General features: G+C 57.6%; 20 protein-coding genes. 9 read left to right on the top strand and 11 right to left on the bottom strand.

The window, feature by feature from the left end; translation table 11 throughout:
• Positions 1–604: 604 nt before the first annotated feature.
• Positions 605–1,222, bottom strand: coding sequence for a cytochrome c (locus tag AB5Y84_RS16970; RefSeq protein WP_005339710.1), 618 nt, complete (start codon positions 1,220–1,222; stop codon positions 605–607).
• A gap of 142 nt (positions 1,223–1,364) precedes the next feature.
• Here AB5Y84_RS16970 and yihA point away from each other — a divergent pair, with 142 nt between their 5' ends.
• Positions 1,365–2,021 (top strand): ribosome biogenesis GTP-binding protein YihA/YsxC, encoded by a 657-nt coding sequence (gene yihA, locus AB5Y84_RS16975; protein ID WP_026034975.1) that lies wholly within the window; start codon positions 1,365–1,367, stop codon positions 2,019–2,021.
• Positions 2,022–2,797: 776 nt separating this feature from the next.
• Here the strand turns inward: yihA and AB5Y84_RS16980 are convergent.
• The 9 genes from AB5Y84_RS16980 to AB5Y84_RS17020 all read right to left on the bottom strand — a co-directional run bounded on the left by AB5Y84_RS16980 (position 2,798) and on the right by AB5Y84_RS17020 (position 9,562).
• Positions 2,798–3,058 (bottom strand): DUF1488 domain-containing protein, encoded by a 261-nt coding sequence (locus AB5Y84_RS16980; RefSeq protein ID WP_005339708.1) that lies wholly within the window; start codon positions 3,056–3,058, stop codon positions 2,798–2,800.
• Positions 3,055–3,876, bottom strand: a complete 822-nt coding sequence (aroE, locus tag AB5Y84_RS16985; RefSeq protein WP_144715827.1) for a shikimate dehydrogenase — start codon at positions 3,874–3,876, stop codon at positions 3,055–3,057. The genes AB5Y84_RS16980 and aroE overlap by 4 nt, the downstream gene beginning before the upstream one ends.
• A gap of 103 nt (positions 3,877–3,979) precedes the next feature.
• A complete protein-coding gene (gene hemF, locus AB5Y84_RS16990; RefSeq protein WP_368177428.1) occupies positions 3,980–4,888 on the bottom strand; it encodes an oxygen-dependent coproporphyrinogen oxidase in 909 nt (302 codons plus the stop codon).
• 112 nt (positions 4,889–5,000) lie between these two features.
• Positions 5,001–5,561 carry a Sua5/YciO/YrdC/YwlC family protein gene (locus AB5Y84_RS16995; protein ID WP_064337557.1) on the bottom strand — a complete coding sequence of 187 codons (561 nt, stop codon included), beginning with the start codon at positions 5,559–5,561 and terminating at the stop codon, positions 5,001–5,003.
• A 135-nt stretch (positions 5,562–5,696) separates the two neighbouring features.
• Entirely contained in the window at positions 5,697–6,200 is a 504-nt protein-coding gene (gene purE / locus AB5Y84_RS17000; RefSeq protein WP_005339704.1) for a 5-(carboxyamino)imidazole ribonucleotide mutase, read from the bottom strand.
• A 74-nt stretch (positions 6,201–6,274) separates the two neighbouring features.
• A complete protein-coding gene (locus tag AB5Y84_RS17005; RefSeq protein WP_181223191.1) occupies positions 6,275–6,832 on the bottom strand; it encodes a type I DNA topoisomerase in 558 nt (185 codons plus the stop codon).
• Between the two features lie 55 nt (positions 6,833–6,887).
• The gene (locus tag AB5Y84_RS17010; protein WP_005339699.1) at positions 6,888–7,361 is read right to left on the bottom strand and encodes a DUF494 family protein; all 474 of its coding nucleotides are present in this window, start codon (positions 7,359–7,361) and stop codon (positions 6,888–6,890) included.
• Positions 7,354–8,469: a DNA-processing protein DprA gene (gene dprA / locus AB5Y84_RS17015; RefSeq protein WP_368177429.1), complete on the bottom strand. Its 1,116-nt coding sequence runs from the start codon at positions 8,467–8,469 to the stop codon at positions 7,354–7,356. Before dprA ends, AB5Y84_RS17010 begins: the two co-directional genes overlap by 8 nt.
• A gap of 1 nt (position 8,470) precedes the next feature.
• A complete protein-coding gene (locus AB5Y84_RS17020) occupies positions 8,471–9,562 on the bottom strand; it encodes a LysM peptidoglycan-binding domain-containing protein (RefSeq protein WP_368177430.1) in 1,092 nt (363 codons plus the stop codon).
• Between the two features lie 108 nt (positions 9,563–9,670).
• Between AB5Y84_RS17020 and def the strand changes: the two genes are divergently transcribed.
• From def to AB5Y84_RS17045, 5 genes are all read left to right on the top strand, one after another.
• Complete coding sequence (gene def / locus AB5Y84_RS17025; protein ID WP_005357510.1) at positions 9,671–10,183, top strand: peptide deformylase; 513 nt, start codon at positions 9,671–9,673, stop codon at positions 10,181–10,183.
• Positions 10,184–10,195: 12 nt separating this feature from the next.
• Complete coding sequence (gene fmt, locus AB5Y84_RS17030) at positions 10,196–11,140, top strand: methionyl-tRNA formyltransferase (RefSeq protein WP_236272004.1); 945 nt, start codon at positions 10,196–10,198, stop codon at positions 11,138–11,140.
• A gap of 60 nt (positions 11,141–11,200) precedes the next feature.
• Positions 11,201–12,493, top strand: coding sequence for a 16S rRNA (cytosine(967)-C(5))-methyltransferase RsmB (rsmB, locus tag AB5Y84_RS17035; protein ID WP_128834727.1), 1,293 nt, complete (start codon positions 11,201–11,203; stop codon positions 12,491–12,493).
• An 87-nt stretch (positions 12,494–12,580) separates the two neighbouring features.
• A complete protein-coding gene (gene trkA / locus AB5Y84_RS17040; protein ID WP_368177431.1) occupies positions 12,581–13,957 on the top strand; it encodes a Trk system potassium transporter TrkA in 1,377 nt (458 codons plus the stop codon).
• A gap of 96 nt (positions 13,958–14,053) precedes the next feature.
• The gene (locus AB5Y84_RS17045; protein WP_150390117.1) at positions 14,054–15,496 is read left to right on the top strand and encodes a TrkH family potassium uptake protein; all 1,443 of its coding nucleotides are present in this window, start codon (positions 14,054–14,056) and stop codon (positions 15,494–15,496) included.
• Between the two features lie 241 nt (positions 15,497–15,737).
• Here the strand turns inward: AB5Y84_RS17045 and typA are convergent, their stop codons facing one another.
• On the bottom strand, positions 15,738–17,549 hold the full coding sequence (typA, locus tag AB5Y84_RS17050) for a translational GTPase TypA (RefSeq protein ID WP_005339679.1): 1,812 nt from the start codon (positions 17,547–17,549) through the stop codon (positions 15,738–15,740).
• 351 nt (positions 17,550–17,900) lie between these two features.
• Between typA and glnA the strand changes: the two genes are divergently transcribed.
• The 3 genes from glnA to glnL all read left to right on the top strand — a co-directional run bounded on the left by glnA (position 17,901) and on the right by glnL (position 21,146).
• A complete protein-coding gene (gene glnA / locus AB5Y84_RS17055) occupies positions 17,901–19,310 on the top strand; it encodes a glutamate--ammonia ligase (RefSeq protein WP_005339672.1) in 1,410 nt (469 codons plus the stop codon).
• A gap of 115 nt (positions 19,311–19,425) precedes the next feature.
• Positions 19,426–20,004 carry a DUF4124 domain-containing protein gene (locus tag AB5Y84_RS17060; protein WP_005339670.1) on the top strand — a complete coding sequence of 193 codons (579 nt, stop codon included), beginning with the start codon at positions 19,426–19,428 and terminating at the stop codon, positions 20,002–20,004.
• 86 nt (positions 20,005–20,090) lie between these two features.
• Complete coding sequence (gene glnL, locus AB5Y84_RS17065) at positions 20,091–21,146, top strand: nitrogen regulation protein NR(II) (protein ID WP_005356202.1); 1,056 nt, start codon at positions 20,091–20,093, stop codon at positions 21,144–21,146.
• Positions 21,147–21,153: the final 7 nt, after the last annotated feature.

Raw genomic sequence — 21,153 nt, forward strand, 5'->3', positions numbered from 1 at the left:
GCCTTGATATGTTCATGCGTGCGCCATCCTGAATGGCAAAACAATCTGTTTCGTCCTCTCCGTGACAACTTGTCGCCGCATCATATCGTTGTGTGGTCATCCTGACCTTATATTGGTCGTTCCTGAATGTGCGTGTGCCTGTTTGACCCGTCTCGACCGCATCCTGCCATCGTGCCGGGGAGTCTGCATCCCGCAACCCCATCCCGCTCCGGAGATGGTCACCATCCTGATCCTTCAATCCTTTGCCAGCTCATCCGAGCCCATGGCATCCCGCCACGCTAGCCATCCTCTGCTCACAACACCCTGTCGTGAAACCGCCACCCAATCCGTGGGTGAATCCATTAAGCCTACTGTACCAACTCTATAAAGCGGCTCAATCCACTCAAAACATTCTCAACATGTCGAAAAATATCAATATTTATATAATTCATTGATAAATAATGATTATTTAATATTTTATGCAATTTTATGAGCCTTGACCTGCCTTGAGAATGGGAGATCTCTTACAGAACGGGGGGATTAAACCGAGAATTATCTGAAAGCCATAAAAACAACGGGGAGCCCAGGCTCCCCGTTTCAACTCAAATCGACCGTATCGACTATATCAGTGCAGACCCGCCACATATTTGGAGAGGGCTTCGATATCCTGATCAGTCAGTTTCTTGGCAACGTCCCGCATCATGCCATTCGGATCGTTGTCACGCGTGCCGGCACGGAATGCGGTGAGCTGAGCCTTGATATAGGCAGGATGCTGGCCGGACAGGTTGGGATACTTCGCCTGTTCGACACCCGAGCCACGGGGACCATGGCAAGCCGTACAAGCTGCCAGACCGCGACTCATGTCACCACCCATATAGAGTGCCTTGCCCGCTTCGACCACGTCGTCAGGGACAGCGATAGGGGTAACCTTCAGGCTGGAGAAATAAGCCGCCAGGTCATCCATGTCCTGTTCCGACAAAGGTAACGCCATCGGCCCCATCACTGGCGCAACCCGGCCAATTTGACCAGAAGCGGCAGCCTTCAGTTCAACTAACTGCTTTTTGATATATGATGCGTGCTGACCAGCAATTTTGGGGTACATATCAACCAGGCTGTTTCCGTCCGGTCCATGACAAGCCGCACAAACGGCAGCCTTGGTCTGTCCCGCAGCGGCATCGCCCTTGGCTTGTGCCATCCCCGTTACGCCAACCATCAGAGCAAGAGTAATGACTAGGTTCTTCATGGCGTTCCAACTTTTCGTTATTAGGCTTCCAGATCCCATGCCGCTGAAGGCATGTTAAAATAAACGCGTTTAAGCGACGCTATTTTACACCATTTTACAAAAAAGTAACTCTATAACCCTCTATCTCCATGGGGAATTTACGTTGGATACACAAACTCTGAATTTCAATAAGGTGCATTTTGTGACCAGCGCACCCGACATCCGTCACCTGCCAAATGATGGGGGTGTCGAGATCGCGTTTGCCGGCCGTTCCAACGCCGGTAAGTCATCTGCATTGAACACCTTAACCAAACACAAGAACCTGGCGCGCACCAGTAAGACACCCGGTCGTACCCAGCTGATCAACCTGTTTGAGCTGGAACCGGGCAAGCGTCTGGTCGACTTGCCGGGTTATGGTTATGCGCAAGTTCCGCTGGAAATGAAGCTCAAGTGGCAAAAGTCACTGGCAGAGTATCTGCAGCGCCGTGAGTCATTGAAAGGTCTGGTGATCCTGATGGACATCCGCCACCCGCTCAAAGATACCGACATGAACATGCTGGAGTGGAGCTCGCATCGTCAGTTGCCCGTCATGCTGCTGCTGACCAAGGCTGACAAATTGAGCCCAGGCCCGCGCAACAACCAGGTGATCAAGGTGCGCCAGGCCGTTGCCAACCTCGGTTCCCAGATCCAGGTCGAAGCGTTCTCCTCCCTCACCAATATCGGTGTGGAGAAGCTGGCGCAAACCCTGACCGAATGGTACGTCAGTGGTGACGATACCGACCTGCTGGACGCTGATGAACAGCAACCTGCCGAGGAGTAGTCTACTCCTCGCTCTCCTTGCAATTGGCGGAGCACTCCTCCGCTGATTGAAAGGGTTTCAGATTGCCGCTTTCACCTGCCTCACGACAAATACCCCGCATTCGCCTCCCCTGCTATATCCAATACTGCTTAAAGTTCATATAGATAGGCAGTTAATTCACAAAAATAATTAACTTAAGCAGGCGTTGATAGCGTTTTCAAATTCGTTCTTTCAAAACGAACCAGAATTACAAAAAGAGACAAAAATGAAATTTAATTACAAGCTCTAACCGAAAGGGATAAAAATGAGGCCGGACGACAGTGATGCCATCCAGCCTGAAATAATAAGTTCAAAAAATTGGGAAGAAGCTGAATCTTGAGTACCAGACGACAGGTATTCCTCAAGAAGCAGCCTCATTCTATCAAATGCATCGCCAATTTAAAGCATTTACTCTAAATGGTGCGCATAAAAAAACACCCCGACGAGAACCTCATCGGGGCAGCTATTCAGCCACATTCAATTACGTGAAATAAAAGGTCTGAAAGATAGAACATCTTACCTCTGTACCCTACGCAGACAACTGTACAGCAAAGCAGCAGAAAGTGAAAGTAATTTATGTAATTTAGTTTCACAACTTACAGATTAAGAAAAAATCTTTTATTTTCATGTAGATAAAAAAATCCCCAGTACGAATACTGGGGAGTTATAAAGGTGACTAGCTAGCACTTCCTCAACTATCTAGTTAGTCAGCGCCATTTCAAAGTAGTTCCGCTACAAAACAAAAAAACTTTGAAAAATCAGAGGTAGATAGCACCATCTTCGGCAAACTCTTGTTCTTCAATGAGTTTTTCAGCCAGATCTTCAATGTCAAAACGCACACTTTCAAAGGCTCTGACGATATCATCCTCCCTCGTCAGCGCCAGACCTGTCATTCTCTCCAGTCGCCGCTGGCTGATGTAACAATCTATCAGCGCCCCCATCTGCTGGGCAGGAAAACGCACCCGCTGTTCGTCAGCCTGCCACTCCATCAGGTCGGGAAACAGAATACCCTGGTTCATATCACCCCCAAGTTACGCTTCAACTCTCTCAATACCTGTTTAGTCCCGGGACGAATTCCGCGCCACACGGTAAACGCTTCGGCGGCCTGTTCCACCAGCATGCCGAGTCCATCCATGGTTTGACGGGCCCCATGCTGTTTGGCCCAACTGATAAAGGCCGTATCCGAGGCGCCATACATCATGTCGTAGATGGCAATATCAGTGTGGATCAGGGCGGGAGTCAACGGCGGCAGCTCCCCTTGCAGGCTGGCAGAAGTCGAATTGATAACGAGATCGAACGGACCAGCCAACTGCTCATAGGCCTGGGCAGTCACAGGCCCCAGATCGTGGAATTCGGCAGCCAACTGTTGCGCTTTTGTGTGGGTGCGGTTGGCGATCACCAGCTCGCTCGGCAACTCAGCCAGCAGCGGCGCCAATGCACCGCGAGCAGCGCCACCGGCACCCAGCAGCAGGATCCGGCTATCCGCCAGCGTCACACCATGGGACTTGAGATCGGCGACCAATCCGGCGCCATCGGTATTATCCCCCAGCAACACGCCATCATCGGTCAGCTTGATGGTATTGACCGCTCCCGCCCGTTTGGCCCTCGGGCTCAAGCGATCGACCAGAGTGAATGCTTGCTCCTTGAAGGGAACGGTGACATTGCACCCCTTGCCCCCTTGGGCAAAGAAAGCACGCAGAGTTTGGGCAAACTCGTCGACGGCGGGTTCAGCCAGCCCATACTCCAGCTCTTGCTGGGTTTGTCTGGCAAACAGGGTGTGAATAAAGGGGGACTTGCTGTGGCGCACCGGGTGGCCAAAAACCAGATAACGATCCATCAAAGAGTTCCATCAGAGGGCAATATTCCGATTTAACGGGTTTTCGCACTCGGGAACAAGCCGAATATCGGCCAGCAAAAAGGGGCCATCAAGGCCCCTCGGGTCACAGCCACTCTCGCGGCGTGAGGTAATCGGTGTAGAGCAAGGCTTCAGGAGTGCCCGCCTCCGGCTGCCAGTCATACTCCCAACGTGCCAGCGGTGGCATCGACATCAGGATCGACTCGGTACGTCCGCCAGTCTGCAACCCGAACAGGGTGCCCCGGTCATACACCAGATTGAACTCCACATAACGGCCGCGACGATAGAGCTGGAACTCCCGCTCCCGCTCGCCATAGGGTAGAACCTTGCGTCGTTCAATGATCGGCAGGTAAGCATCGAGATATCCCCGACCTACCGCTTGCATAAAGGCAAAGCAGTCGGCAAAAGGCCAGCGATTCAGATCGTCGAAGAAGAGACCGCCCACCCCTCGCGTCTCGTTGCGGTGCTTGAGGAAGAAGTAGCGATCGCACCAGGATTTGAACTCGGGGTAGATCTCATCACCAAAGGGCTGGCAGATATCATGGGAGACCTGATGCCAGTGCTGCACATCCTCGGCAAACGGGTAGAAGGGCGTCAAATCGAAGCCACCGCCAAACCACCAAATGGGATCTTCGCCTTCCTTCTCGGCAATGAAGAAACGGACATTGGCGTGGCTGGTCGGCACATAGGGGTTGTGCGGATGGATCACCAGCGACACGCCCATCGCCTCGAACTTGCGACCGGCCAACTCGGGCCGATGGGCTGTAGCAGAGGCAGGCATGGCATCGCCATAGACATGGGAGAAGTTGACGCCCCCCTGCTCGATCACCGCACCGTGGCGCAGCACACGGGTGCGACCACCGCCACCGCCTTCACGGCTCCAGGCATCTTCCACAAAGTGTCCACTGCCATCGGCCTGTTCCAGACCACGGCAGATCTCGTCCTGCAACTGCAACAGGAAGGCCTTGACCTGGGCCACATCCGGTTTGCTCATCTTGTCTCCAGTCAGGCAGGATCGTGAACGCCCTGTCCATTTTTATAGTTAAATCAATCCGATGAGCTCACCGCTCAGCGGATTGATGGCAAATCATGACGTATCCGCCTGCTCAGGAGGGGCGAATAATGGCGCCGGTTCTAGCGTCCTTGATCTCGGAGGGGTTGGCTTGACCACCCACTTCACCGGGCAGGATATAGGCCAACTTGCTTGCCAGCCGCTCACCAATATCGGCCACCCGACGGGCAGGCTCCTCACCGGTCAGGTTGGCGCTGGTAGAGACCAGCGGCTTGCCAAAGGCGCGACACAACGCCTGCACCTGAGGATGAGCCGTCACGCGCACCGCCAGGGTCTCGAACTGCCCGGTCAGCCAGGTCGGCGTCGTCGCACGGGCAGGCATGATCCAGGTAAAAGGACCGGGCCAGCTGGCTTCAACCCGAGCCAGTTGCTCACCGCTAAGTTGGCTCAGATCGATGTAGTCCTGCAATTGCGCCAAATCGGCAGCAATCAGGATCAACCCCTTCTCCACCGGACGCTGTTTGATGGCCAGCAGTCGCTGCACCGCCACTTCGGAGTCGGGATCACAACCCAGACCAAACACGGCCTCGGTCGCATAAGCGATCACCCCTTCCTGCTGGAGGGCGGCAACCGCCTGTTCAAATTCATTTGGCATAGGAAAAATGCGGCAGCCTGGCTGCCGCCTCGTCGCTTAGTAGCAAGTTGAATCCGTATGGCGGCGACCATGGCAAAGTGACGTGTTGCTGTTGCACAGGAAAAATACGACACATCCGGATCGCCACCCGTTCACTTACTTGAGTTGAGCCTGCAGGGCGGCATCCTTGGCCATCACCTCTTCGGCATTCTTCTGGCGTTCGGCCCGAACCTTGGCCGCCAGTTCATCATCGGCTACTGCCAGCATCTGGGCTGCCAGATAACCTGCGTTCTTGGCACCGGCTTTGCCGATCGCCACGGTCGCCACCGGTACACCACCCGGCATCTGCACGGTGGAGAGCAGCGCATCCAGCCCCTTGAGCGGGCCACCATCGATGGGCACCCCGATCACGGGACGAGTCGTGATGCCGGCTACGGCACCCGCCAGATGCGCCGCCAGACCGGCAGCACAGATAAAGACCTTGCAGCCACGGGCCTCGGCATCGGTCACATACTGATGAGTCGCAGCCGGCGTGCGGTGCGCGGAGGTGACTTTGACTTCCACTGCGATATCAAATGACTTGAGCACCTCGAGGGTGGTCTGCATCACGGGGAAATCAGAATCAGAGCCCATCAATACGGCAACAAAGGGTTTATTCATGGTGGGAATTTCCTTACTCCAAGTGGGGGGTTGAAGTTCACCGAAAACGTTTCAATCCGGTTGCGGCGGCGGGATTATACCTGCTCACTTTGGTGGCCGCATTTCTTTTGCGGACAGACCCAACGCAGAGTTCCCCTCACTTTTTTCTCGATCATGATGCCCCAGCCACACGCGGGACAAGGCATGGGGATCGGCTTGTCGTTCACCACATATTTGCAATGGGGATAGCCATCACAGGAGTAAAACTGCTTGCCGTAGCGGGAGGTACGGCTCACCAGATGCCCCTTGCCGCACTCGGGGCAGAGGATCTGGGTATCATCGCTCTCCTGCAGGGATTCGATATGCTGGCAGGCCGGATACTGGGTACAACCGACAAACAGACCGTAACGCCCCTTCTTGATCGCCAGCGGCTCTCCGCAATCGGGACAGGCAGAGCCTTCGAGCACCTTTTCGATGTCGCGGCCGGATGGCGTCAGGGAGCGGATGTAATCACAGGCAGGATAGGCAGAACAGCCAAGAAAGGGGCCATGTTTGCCCTGGCGGATCACCAGCTCGGCCCCGCACTGCGGGCACGGCTCGCGCTCGAAGGCATGTTCGTGGGCTGAAAAGAGGTGATGATCGATTTTTGACATGGGCCGCGCCTTGAAATCCAGATGGCCTGAATTCTACCAGCGCGGTACCGGACTGTCAGTGAATGACGCCGTCTGACTCATCAAACACCAGCTCTTCCATCTGCTGGTAGGCATTTTCACTGCCCGGTACGTTGAACAGCACCATCATGACGACCCACTTCAGGTCATCCAGCTCGATATCCGGCTTGTCCAGCTCGAGCAGGCGCTCGATACAGATCTCGCGGGTTTCGGCATTCAGCACTTGAGCCTGTTCCAGAAAGAGCAGGAAGCCGCGGCACTCGGTACTCAGGCGCGCCAGCTCTTGCGGAGCATAGATACGCATCGAGCCTTGCGCGCTGGCGGTGACATAGACCTCCCGCTCGCTATCGTGCAGATTGGCCAGCCGCTCCAGCCAGTCGAGTGCCTTGTCGATCTCTTCTTTATCGAAACCGGCCCGGCTCAACTCGTCGGTGAGCTCATCCTGCTCGACCATCACATCTGCATCGCTGTGGATGTAGGTCTCGAAAAGGTACATCAATACATCAAACATGATTCGCCCTCCTCGCTCTGACGTATCCACCGGCTACCGCCATCACTGCACCGGCCAGCTCCAGCTCTACCAACCTGCCCAATACCACTTCGACAGGAAGCTGGGCCCGCTCGGCAACGGTATCCACGCTCGTGGTCTCATAATCTACGTTATCCAACAAATCGGCATAAGGCAATTCGCTATTATGCGGTTGCTCAGATGATGTAACCGACGGATCTGGCCGTGCGACCCACTCTGGCAGCTCTTCCACTATATCGGCCGCACTCAGCACAAGTTTGGCCCCCTGCTGAATTAATCTGTTGCACCCTATCGCCTGGGCATTTTGCGGGGCGCCGGGTACCGCAAAGACTTCACGCCCCTGTTCAAGCGCATAGCGGGCGGTGATCAGCGAACCGCTCTGCTCGGTCGCCTCCACCACCAGAGTTCCCAGCGACAGACCACTGATAATACGGTTGCGACGAGGAAAATGTTCAGCCAGCGGTCCTTTATCCGGCGCCAGCTCGGAGATAAGCAAACCACCGCTCTCCAGAATCTGACCAGCCAGCCCCTGATGGCGTTTGGGGTAGAGGCAATCCAGCCCGGAACCCAACACGGCAAGGGTGATACCGCTACAAGCCAGCGCTTGCTGATGGCAAACACCATCGATACCGAGCGCAAGGCCCGAGGTGATCGCTAACCCGCATCCAACCAGCTCGCTACAGAGGCGGGAAGCATTATCTTTGCCTGCATAGGTAGGATGGCGTGTCCCCACCATTGCCAGCTGGGGTAGCGACAGCGCAGCAAGATCGCCACGACAGTAGAGCAACAGGGGTGCCGCGGGAATTTCCCGCAACAAGGGTGGATAAATCGGGTGATCTTGCGGAATAAGGAGATTGTCAGGCAAAGCGGCCCAAGCCAGGCTCTGCTCAACCACTGGCGAGGGCCAGCGCAGTTGTTTGATCTGCTCTGACGATAACCCCATACCATGCAGTTGCGCTTCATCGCTCTGGAACAGGGTCTCAATACTTCCCCCGGCCCGCTCCAACAGACGTGCAGCGGTCACCGGACCGATACCGGTGACCGCATCGAGAGTTAGCCAGAGCGCCAGACGCGCGTCGGGGTAGTTCACCTCAGAAGTGAGTGACCTGATAGCCCGCACTCACCATGTCGTTACTCTGCATGATGAGACCGTAACTCAGCTTGTCATACACCTTGAACAACATGACACGGGCAATCGCTTCAGAGGGCAGTGGTGCCTTCTTGTTACTGCTGTAAAACACCCGGTTAAAAACCGACGAGAGTTCCTTGTACTGTACATCGCCATTCTTGGTGACCAGAGCAGCACCGGGCCGTCTGACATCCAGCACATCCCCGGCGACCAATTGATCGCGGCCACCCCGGTTGATCAGCACCACATCAAACTTGCCACCGCCCCGGGTCTTATTCGGCAAATCGATGATATAGCCCGGCGTGATGGCAGGTGCCGCTTTCGGTGTGAAGACGGCGGGCATGTTCTCCTGAGCGGGCAGCGGCATCACCTTGTCGCCCTGCAGCACTTCGCGCTGGTTATGAGTCAGAGTCACCTCGGTCCGATCGCCATCAAGACGCGCCACGGCCCGCACCACACCGGCAAAGATCGCCTCCTGGCCCAGCAGTTCACCGGTTTCGCGATCCTTGTAGACCACTCCGGGGTGATAAATGCCATAGACCTGCCCCGGTGTCAGGGAGCCCTGTACATAGAGGGTGTCCCCCTCCAGCATGCCGATATGTTTCTGATCCGACCCCAGCAGATAGGGCAAGGTTTTCTGCTGCTGGTTGTCAGCCAGAATATGGTCGGTTTGCAGGAAGGGGCCTATCTCGCTGATAGGCAGGGTCGGAATGGGGTTGGCTTTGTTCTCGTAACGGGTTTTCGGGCCGAGACGGATGACTTGCTTGCCACCGTGCATCGCCTTGCCAAGCCGGGGTTCACCATTGACCCAGCTCAGATGCAGTACATCACCGGGGTAGATCCAGTGAGGATTGGCAATCTGCGGGTTGATGTTCCAGAGTCGGGGCCAGAGCCAAGGTTCGGAAAGATACTTGCCGGAGATATCCCACAGGGTGTCGCCTTTTTGCACTACATAGCTTTCGGGGTAACCCACTTTCAGCCTCAGCTGATCGGCCACTGCTGCCTGACTCACGGTCACCAGCAGGCAGGCGAGGATGGTTTGCTTCAGATACATAACACTCCCTGTTACTTCTGTACGCAAAGTGTTGCTGTTTTTTGTCGGCGTAAATGACTAGAATTACGCCAATATTGACTGCATTTATACGAAACTAAAGAAAAAACTATGGCCATTCTAGATGTATTGCGTTTTCCCGATGAGCGCCTGCGCACCGTTGCAGCCCCTGTCGAGACCTTTACACCCGAGTTACAACAGATTGTAGATGATATGTTCGAAACCATGTACGCGGAGGAAGGCATTGGCCTGGCCGCGACTCAGGTCGACATTCACCAGCGCATCATAGTGATCGATGTCTCTGAAAACCGTGAAGATCCTCTGGTATTGATCAATCCGGAGGTCATCGAGCAGTGCGGCAGCACCGGCATTGAAGAGGGTTGCCTCTCCGTGCCCGGCAGCCGTGCTCTGGTGCCTCGCGCCGAACAGATCAAAATCCGCGCCCTGGATCGCAACGGCAAGCCGTTCGAGCTGGAAGCGGACGATCTGCTCGCCATCTGCATCCAGCATGAGATGGATCATCTGGTCGGCAAGCTGTTTGTGGATTACTTGTCCCCGCTCAAGCGCCAGCGCATTCGCCAGAAGCTGGAAAAGATGGCCCGTGAAGATCGCAAAGTCCTCTGAGGATCTGCCCCATTGAATAAGCTGAAACTGATTTTTGCCGGTACTCCCGACTTCGCCGCCCGTCACCTGGCGGCGTTGTTGTCTTCCGACCACGAGGTCGTTGCCGTTTATACCCAGCCTGACAAGCCCGCTGGCCGTGGCCAGAAGCTCACCGCCAGCCCGGTCAAAGAGCTGGCGCTGGTCCACAACCTGCCGGTTTACCAACCTGCCTCTCTGCGCAAGGAAGAGGCGCAAGCCGAACTGGCCGCCCTTGGCGCCGACCTGATGGTGGTAGTTGCCTATGGCCTGATCCTGCCCAAGGTGGTGCTCGATACCCCGCGTCTGGGCTGCATCAACGTCCATGGCTCCCTGCTGCCTCGCTGGCGCGGTGCCGCACCGATCCAGCGCTCTATCTGGGCGGGCGATGCCGAAACTGGCGTCACCATCATGCAGATGGATGTGGGATTGGATACCGGCGCCATGATCCGCAAAGTGACCTGCCCCATCGCCGCCGACGAGACCTCCGCCAGCCTCTATGACAAGCTGGCCGAGCTGGGCCCGCAGGCACTGGTCGACACCATCAATGCCATGGCCGCCGGTGAAACCGCTGCCGAGGCGCAAGATGATGCGCTGGCCAACTACGCCGAAAAGCTCTCCAAGGAAGAGGCCCGCATCGACTGGTCGATGGAGGCTGTTGCCATCGAACGCTGCATCCGCTCGTTCAACCCCTGGCCCATCAGCTGGTTTGAAGTGGCTGACCAGACCGTCAAGGTATGGCAAGCCGCCGTCATTGACAGCGACCACGGCCAACCCGCCGGCACCCTGCTCAAGGCCGACAAGCAGGGGATCGATATCGCGACCGGCAAAGGGGTACTGCGCCTGCTGACCCTGCAACCGCCCGGCAAGAAGGCGATGTCCGTTTCGGATCTGCTCAACTCTCGCCGCGACTGGTTTGAACCCGGCACGCAATTGAATTGAACTGGATTGAATTGACACAAGCGGGGCCCAGGCCCCGACTTGCGCATCTAAGGTAACTCTATGAAAACACGTGCACAGGCCGCTCTCGTTATTCAACAGGTGCTGGATCAGGGTCAATCCCTCTCCGCTGTTCTGCCTGCTGCCCAGGAGAAGGTTGCACCTCGCGACCGCGCTCTCCTGCAAGAACTCTGCTACGGCACCCTGCGCTGGCTGCCCCGCCTCGATGCGGCAGTCAACGAGATGATGGACAAGCCGCTCAAAAACAAGAGCCGCATTTTCCACTACCTCATCCTGGTCGGTCTCTATCAGCTCATCTACACCCGCATTCCGGCTCACGCTGCGGTGGCCGAGACCGTCAACGCCGTCAAACTGCTCAAGGGCACCTCCCTGCGTGGCCTCATCAACGGCGTGCTGCGCAACTTCCAGCGCAGCGCCGAAGTCATTCTGCTGCGCATCGACCGCGTTCCCAGCATTCGCCTCGGTCATCCGGAGTGGCTCACCAAGCGCCTGCGTCAGGCCTATCACGATGAGTGGGAATTCATCATGGAGGCGAACAACCAGCGCCCCCCCATGTGGATCCGCAACAACAGCCAGCGCCAGAGCCGCGATGCCATGCTGGCTCGCATGGCCGAAGCCGGCATCAATGCCGTGGCCGGTGAAGAGGGAGAGGATTGCATCCTGCTGGAGCGTCCCTGCGATGTGACCAAGCTGCCCGGCTTCGAGGTCGGTGACTGCTCGGTACAGGATGGTGCAGCACAGCAGGCCGCGGCACTGCTCGACCCGCAACCGGGCGAGTGGGTGCTGGATGCCTGCGCGGCCCCCGGCGGCAAGACTGCCCACCTGCTTGAGCGTCAGCCCAAGCTGGCTGGCGTGGTTGCCGTCGATGCCGACGAAAACCGCCTCAAGCGGGTGCAGGAGAACCTGGACCGCATCGGCCTGAGCGCCAAGGTGATCCATGGCGATGCCGCGGCGCCGGAACAGTGGTGGCCGGAGGGCCAGTTCGACCGCATCCTGCTGGATGCCCCCTGCTCCGCCACCGGCGTGATCCGCCGCCACCCCGACATCAAGTGGCTGCGCCGTGATCAGGACATCCGCGAGCTGGCCGAGCTGCAGCGCCGTATTCTGAACGCCCTCTGGGGCAAGCTGAAGAGCGGCGGCACCCTGCTCTACGCCACCTGCTCTGTCCTGCCGGAAGAGAACCGCGAACAGATCCGCGCCTTCCTTGCCGCGACCAAAGATGCCAAATTGGTACCGTTGCACGAACAGGACACCCCGGACTGCCCGGGTCGCCAGTTCCTGCCGGGTGAAGCCGAGATGGATGGCTTCTACTACGCCAAACTGGTCAAGCTCTGAACCGGGCATGACAAACCTCATTCGGGAGAGCCGCCAGCTCCGTTCTGGCGCTCCCCTTTACAGCATCAACGTGAGTAGACGTTCCCTATGAAAATCATCATTTTGGGAGCCGGCCAGGTCGGCGGCACTCTGGCCGAGAACCTGGCCGGGGAGAACAACGACATCACCATCGTCGACACCGACAGCGAACGCCTGCGCGAACTGCAGGACAAGTTTGACCTGCGGGTGGTCAACGGTCACGGCGCCCACCCCAAGGTGCTGCGCGAAGCGGGTGCTCAGGATGCCGACATGCTGGTCGCCGTCACCAACAGTGACGAGACCAACATGATCGCCTGTCAGGTGGCCTACTCCCTGTTCAACACCCCGAACAAGGTGGCACGGATCCGCTCGCCGGCCTATCTGACCGAGCGGGATCGCCTGTTCCTGCCGGAATCGGTGCCGGTGGATCACCTGATCGCGCCGGAGCAGTTGGTGACCGACTATGTACGTCGCCTGATCGAATATCCGGGCGCCCTGCAAGTGGTTGATTTTGCAGGTGGCCGCGTCGGTCTGGTCGCGGTCAAGGCCTACTACGGTGGCCCGCTGGTGGGTAACGCCCTCTCGACCCTGCGCGAGCACATGCCTAACATCGAAACTCGGGTAGCGGCCATCTTCCGTCAGGGCCGCCCGATCCGTCCGCAAGGTACCACCATCATCGAAGCGGATGACGAGGTCTTCTTCGTCGCCGCCGCGGGCCATATCCGTGCCGTGATGTCGGAGCTGCAGCGCCTCGAGAGCCCCTACCGTCGCATCATGATCGTCGGTGGTGGCAACATCGGCGCCGGTCTCGCCCGCCAGCTGGAGAAGCGCTACAGCGTCAAGCTCATCGAGCGCAACCAGAAGCGGGCGGAGCAGCTCTCCGAACTGCTGGAGAACACCATCGTCTTCTGCGGCGATGCGGCGGATCAGGAGCTGCTGGCCGAGGAGCACATCGACCAGATCGACGTCTTCATCGCCGTGACCAACGAGGATGAGGCCAACATCATGTCGGCGCTGCTCGCCAAGAAGATGGGCGCCAAGAAGACCATGGTGCTGATCCAGCGCGGCGCCTACGTCGATCTGGTGCAGGGTGGCTCCATCGATATCGCCATCTCGCCGCAGCAGGCCACCATTTCGGCGCTGTTGACCCATGTGCGCCGGGCCGATATCGCCAACGTCTACAGCCTGCGCCGCGGCGCGGCCGAGGCGATCGAGGCGATTGCCCACGGCGATGAGAACACCTCCAAGGTGGTCAGCAAGACGGTGGGCGAGCTCAAGCTGCCGCCGGGCACCACCATCGGTGCCGTGGTGCGCGGGGATGAGGTGCTGATCGCCCACGATCGCACCAAGATCCAGCAGGATGACCACGTGGTCATGTTCCTGGTGGACAAGAAGTACATCCCGGAAGTGGAGCGGCTGTTCCAGCCAAGCCCCTTCTTCCTGTAACGTCTTCATGCGCACAGGCTGTCAAACCAGACCCGGCTCAGCTCCCCCAAGGGGATGGTCCGGGTCTTTTGTTAATCAACGACCAGGTTATCGAACATGATCAAGCTGCGTCCCATTATCTTCACCCTCGGGCTGGTGCTCTCCAAGCTGGCGCTCTTCATGTGGCTGCCCACCTTGCTGGCACTGCTCACCGGGTCAGAGGGATTTGTCGAGTTTCTCAAGTCCGTGCTGATCACCCACGGCGCTGCCCTGCTCTGCCTCCACTACGGTCGCAAGGCGGAGTTTCATCTGGGGGTGCGGGAGATGTTCCTGCTCACCACCTCGGTCTGGGTGGTGGCCTGCATCTTCGGCGCCCTGCCCTTTGTCTTCATCACCCACATCAACTTCACCGATGCCTATTTCGAGACCATGTCCGGGGTGACCACCACGGGCTCCACCGTGCTCTCCGGCCTCGACAACATGGCCCACAGCATCCTGTTGTGGCGATCCATCCTGCAGTGGCTGGGAGGGGTCGGCTTTATCGTGATGGCGGTAGCCGTGCTGCCCTACCTCAACGTCGGCGGCATGAAGCTGTTCCAGACCGAGAGCTCGGACTGGTCGGACAAAAGCGCCCCGCGTGCCAAGACGGTGGCCAACAATATCGTCGTGGTCTATCTGGTGCTCTCCATGCTCTGCTTTATGGCCTACTGGGCCAGCGGCATGAACATGTTCGAGGCGATCAACCACGCCATGACCACTCTCAGTACCGGCGGCTACTCCACCTCCGATCAATCCATGTCCCACTTCTCCAACTCGGCACACTGGATTGGCACCCTGTTCATGTTCCTCGGCGGCCTGCCCTTCCTGCTCTATGTGCAGAGCCTCAACCACAGGGACTACAGCCTGTTCAAGGATGCCCAGGTGCGCGGCTTCTTCTGGCTGGTGGTGTGGGTCACCGTCATCATGACCTTCTATCTGTGGGAGAGAGATCTGTTCGGCTTCTGGGATGCCCTGCGCATCAGCTGCTTCAACATCGTCTCGGTACTCACCACCACCGGCTACGGCCTTGGTGACTTCGGCACCTGGGGACCGCTCGCCAGCATCGTCTTCATCGTGCTGCTGGCTCTTGGGGCCTGCTCCGGCTCTACTGCGGGCGGTCTCAAGATCTTCCGGGTACAGGTGGCATTCGCCCTGTTCAGAAAGCAGATGCGCCAGCTGATGCACCCCTCTGCCGTATTCCCCCAGAAGTACAACGGCCGGACAGTCAATGACGCCATCATCCGCTCGATGATCTCCTTCGTACTAGCCTACTTCGCCATCATTCTGGTGATAGCCGCACTGCTGGGCGCCATCGGGCTTGACCCCCTGACAGCCATATCCAGCTCCATCACCGCCGTTGCCAACGTTGGCCCGGGCATGGGCCCGGTGGTCGGCCCCAGCACCAACTTTGCCAGCCTGCCGGAATCGGCCAAATGGCTGCTGTCATTCGGCATGCTGCTGGGACGACTGGAGATCCTGACGGTCGCAGTGCTCTTCTTCCCCTCCTTCTGGCGCCAGTAATCCCTTACTGCAAGCCAGCAAAAAGCCGCAGCGTTCATCCGCTGCGGCTTTTTTATCTCACCTATCCCCACGACCTTCGCTCAACGCTCATCAGCCCCATTACCGGATAGCCTGAACGAGCTCATCAGGATGGACAGAGCGGATCACTGGCATAAAAAAACGAACCCAAACCAGAGGTTTGGGTCCGTTTATCAGTGAACCGTCAGCGGCCGCAAGGGCTGCCGAGACTCAGCACATGGCATTAACCACGGCCAGAGCGCTTGCGATCCAGCTCGGTCAGCAATTTCTTGCGGATACGGATGTTCTTCGGAGTCACTTCTACCAGTTCGTCGTTATCGATGAACTCGAGAGCCTGTTCCAGAGTCATGCGGATCGGCGGAGTCAGCACTTGAGCTTCGTCGGTACCGGAGGCACGCATGTTGGTCAGCTGTTTGCCTTTCAGGCAGTTAACAGTCAGGTCGTTGGAACGGGAGTGAATACCGATCACCTGGCCTTCGTACACTTCGGTCGCGTGACCGATGAACAGACGACCACGGTCTTGCAGACCGAACAGGGCGTAGGTCAGAGCCTTACCGGTTGCGTTGGAGATCAGCACACCATTCTGACGCTCGCCGATGCTGCCACCCTTGTGCGGACCGTAGTGGTCGAAGGTGTGGTACAGCAGACCGGTACCTGAGGTCATGGTCATGAACTCGGTCTGGAAACCGATCAGGCCACGGCTCGGGATCATGAAGTCCAGACGGACACGACCCTTGCCATCCGGGGTCATGTTGGTCATTTCGCCTTTACGCAGACCCAGTTGCTCCATCACGGAACCCTGGTGCGCTTCTTCAACGTCCACAGTTACGGTTTCGAACGGTTCTTGCAGAACGCCATCAACAGTACGCAGGATTACTTCCGGACGGGACACAGCCAGTTCGTAACCTTCGCGACGCATGTTCTCGATCAGGATGGAGAGGTGCAGCTCACCACGACCGGATACACGGAACTTGTCCGGATCATCGGTCTCTTCCACGCGCAGGGCCACGTTGTGGACCAGCTCCTGGTTCAGACGCTCCAGAATGTTACGGGAGGTCACGAACTTGCCCTCTTTACCGGCGAACGGTGAGGTGTTGACCTGGAAGGTCATGTTCACGGTCGGCTCGTCAACGGAGAGCGGCGGCAGGGCTTCAACGGCACCGTTGTCACAGATGGTGTCGGAGATTTTCAGCTCGCCCAGACCGGTGATAGCGATGATGTCACCCGCTTGCGCGTCGGTAACTTCAGTACGGGACAGACCCAGGTAACCCAGCACCTGACCGACTTTACCGTTACGGGTCTTGCCGTCAGCACCAACGATGGTGACTTGCTGGTTGGTCTTGACGCGACCACGGGTGATACGGCCGATACCGATAACGCCCACGTAGGAGTTGTAGTCCAGCTGGGAGATCTGCATCTGGAAACCACCTTCGGCATCAGCCTTCGGCGCTTCAACGTTGTCAACGATGGCCTGGAACAGCGGCTCCATGTTCTCGGACTCGACGTCCTGATCCATGGTGGCCCAACCGTTCAGTGCAGAGGCGTAAACAACTTTGAAATCCAGCTGTTCGTCAGTCGCGCCCAGGTTGTCGAACAGGTCGAATACCTGATCCATTACCCAGTCAGGACGAGCACCCGGACGGTCAACCTTGTTGATGACCACGATCGGCTTCAGACCCTGAGCGAACGCTTTCTGGGTCACGAAACGGGTTTGCGGCATCGGGCCGTCTACGGCGTCAACCAGCAGCAGCACGGAGTCAACCATGGACAGTACGCGCTCTACTTCACCACCGAAGTCGGCGTGACCCGGGGTATCAACGATGTTGATGCGGTAGTCATTCCAGCGGATCGCAGTGTTCTTGGCGAGAATGGTGATGCCACGTTCCCGTTCCAGATCATTGGAGTCCATGATCCGTTCCTGGCCTTCCGTGGAGCGGTCCAGGGTGCCGGACTGCTGCAGCAGCTTATCAACCAGAGTCGTTTTGCCGTGGTCAACGTGCGCAATAATCGCAATATTGCGTAAATTCTCTAACATTCTCGCCTCAATCACCGGGTAAAATTGGGCGCTAATTGTACTCTTGCCTTTGTGATCTGCCTAGCAGAATTGCAGTACATTCGCGCATAACAACAGATCTGGATCATAGACCTCTCTGACAAACCCTGCTTAGATGGGCGGTGACCGTATTTCGCGCACCATTACAGTGCACCAAAACGATCCACCACCGCACTAAATTGATGCAACGCGAGTCGAGATCGCCTGATTTTGGGGAGCCTCTTCAGCGAGATTGCCCTGAAATCAAGCTGTCACAAACTTGGCACGATACTGGCTTATGTGAATACGACGACGCATTCACCCAGAGAGTTTTAACACCGGAGGTTACTTAGCATGTCAGCCCAGAACGTTTTGGCCCTGATCCAGGAACACGAAGTCAAGTTTGTTGATCTGCGCTTTACCGACACCAAGGGTAAAGAGCAGCATGTATCCATCCCTGCTCACCAGGTTGATGAAGATTTCTTCGAAGACGGCAAGATGTTCGATGGTTCCTCCATCGGCGGCTGGAAGGGCATCAACGAATCCGACATGGTACTGATGCCGGACGCAGCCTCCGCCAAGCTGGACCCGTTCACCGAAGAGACCACCCTGAACATCGTTTGTGACGTGCTGGAGCCTGCCACCATGCAGGGCTACGACCGCGATCCGCGCTCCATCGCCAAGCGTGCAGAAGATTTCCTGAAGTCCAGCGGCATCGCTGACACCGTGCTGTTCGGGCCGGAGCCGGAATTCTTCATGTTCGACAACATCACCTTCTCCAACACCATGGGCCACAGCTTCGTGAAAATCGAATCTGAAGAAGCCGCATGGAACTCCGGCACTGCCTATGAGCATGGCAACAAGGGTCACCGTCCGTTCGTGAAAGGCGGTTACTTCCCGGTTGCACCGGTCGACTCTTCCCAGGATATCCGCGCCGCCATGTGTCTGGTGCTGGAAGAGATGGGCCAGGTCGTTGAAGCTCACCACCACGAAGTGGCCACTGCCGGTCAGAACGAGATCGCTACCCGCTTCAACACTCTTACGCTGAAAGCTGATGAAGTACAGGTACTGAAGTACGTGATCCACAACGTGGCCCACGCCTACAACAAGACCGTTACCTTCATGCCGAAACCCATGTTCGGTGACAACGGCTCCGGCATGCACTGCCACCAGTCTCTGGCCAAGAACGGCGTCAACCTGTTCGCTGGTGACCTGTACGGCGGTCTGTCCGAGATGGCGCTGCACTACATCGGCGGTATCATCAAGCACGCCAAAGCCATCAACGCCTTCGCCAACCCGACCACCAACTCCTACAAGCGTCTGGTTCCGGGTTATGAAGCACCGGTCATGCTGGCCTACTCTGCCCGCAACCGCTCTGCCTCCATCCGTATCCCGGTGGTACCGAGCCCGAAAGCCCGTCGTATCGAAGTGCGCTTCCCGGATCCGGCTGCCAACCCGTACCTGGCCTTCGCAGCCCAGCTGATGGCCGGTCTGGACGGTATCATCAACAAGATCCATCCGGGCGATGCCATGGACAAGAACTTGTACGACCTGCCGCCGGAAGAGGCTGCAGAAGTGCCGACCGTTGCCGGTTCTCTGGACGAAGCCCTGGCCGCTCTGGATGCTGACCGCGAGTTCCTGACCCGTGGCGGCGTGTTCAGCGATGACTTCATCAACTCCTATCTGGAACTGAAACAGCAGGATGTTGACCGTGTGCGCATGACCCCGCACCCGCTGGAGTTCGAACTGTACTACTCCGTCTAAGTCTCAGCAGACTGGCCGTTTAAATCAGGTCAGCTTGCTTAATCGTGACAAAACCCGCCATCTGGCGGGTTTTTTCTCTGATAGGATTAAGCAAAATACCGTCAAGGAGAGATGGATGAACAACAAGCATGGCATAGGGGTGCTCAGCCTCCTGTTGCTGACCTCGTTCGGTACGGATGCGGCCAAGGTCTACTCCTGGGTCGATGGCAATGGCATCACCCACTACTCGGATGCGCCACCACCCGGCAAAAACGCCAAAGAGGTCGATCTGCGGGTCGCCCCGCTGCTGGGCAGCAGCGCGCCCAGATCGGTGCAGGTGGATAACTTCAACAGCCTGACCGGCGCCGATGCCAAGAAAGAGAAAGAGGCGGCCAAGCTGACCATCGAACTGCTCTCCCCGGAACAGGGCAGCACCCTGCGCGACAACACAGGCAACATCGTCTTTCAGGGCACCATCAGCCCCAAACCTCCGACCCAGTATGATGTGCGCCTGACCCTGGATGGCAAAGCCGCCCCCATCGTCAGCAACAGCCTCTCTGTCCGCGTCGAAAACGTCGATCGCGGCGCCCACGAGGCTCAACTCGAGCTGCTCGCCAAAGACGGTACGATCCTTGCTAAATCCAGTGCAGTCACCTTTTACCTGCATAGAGCGAGCGTGACGCCGGCTCCCAAACCCACCCCCAAAGCCGACTAGGGGTGATATAGCGCACCGATGCGGGTAAACTCTATGCACCATATCGGTGCATGACAGGTGTGTAGCACCGTTTTAGGGAGAAACCTGTGCCAACCCGCTCGGACAACGCCAAAACACTCTTGGATAATTTGCTGACCGCCGTGATCCTGATGGATGAGCGGCTCTGCATCCAGTTCGTCAACCCGGCGGCTGAACAGCTGCTCTCCCTCAGTGAACGCAGGCTGATCGGCATCGAACTGCCCCATCTGCTGGAACATATCTCCCTCGATTTGCAGCGGCTCAAGCAGTGCCTCGTGTCAGGGCAAGGCTTTACCGATAGCGAAGTGACTCTGGTGGTAGAGGGAGAACCGCGACTGGTGGAACTGAGCGCGACCCCGATGGCCGACCATGAACAGCGTCTGCTGGTGGTGGAGCTGCGCAAGATCGACCAGCAGAAGAAGATCAGTCAGGAGCAGCAGCAACATGCCCAGCAGCTGGCGGCCAAGGAGCTGGTGCGCGGGCTGGCCCACGAAATCAAGAATCCCCTCGGCGGCCTGCGCGGCGCGGCACAGTTGCTGCAAAAAGAGCTGCCGGATCCGGCGCTGCGCGAATATACCGGCATCATCATCGAACAGGCTGACAGGCTGCGGGTACTGGTCGATCGGCTGCTCGGCCCCCAGCGCCCCGGCCGTCACCAGATGCACAATGTCCATTCGGTGCTGGAGCAGGTACGCCGACTGGTGGAGCTCGAACTCCCTCCCTCTGTTCGCATCGAGCGGGATTACGACCCCAGCATCCCCGAATTCGAGATGGAGCCGGATCAACTGCAGCAGGCGTTTCTCAACATAGTGCGCAACGCCGCCGAAGCGCTGGGGGATCAGACCGGGCTTATCCGCATCAAGACTCGCACCGCGTTCCAGATCACCATCCACGGCCAGCGCTACCGGCTGGCGGCGGAGATCAAGATCATCGACAACGGCCCCGGCATTCCCGATGCCATTCGCGACACCCTGTTCTATCCCATGATCACCGGCAAGGAGGGGGGAACCGGGCTCGGCCTCTCCATCGCCCAGAACCTGATCGACCAGCACAAGGGGCGAATTGACTGCATCAGCTGGCCGGGTCACACCGAATTCACCATTTTTCTACCGCTTCGCAAGTAAGGGAACC

Origin of the sequence: Aeromonas sp. s11, from assembly GCF_040907945.1 — a bacterium.
Lineage (GTDB): Bacteria > Pseudomonadota > Gammaproteobacteria > Enterobacterales > Aeromonadaceae > Aeromonas > Aeromonas veronii.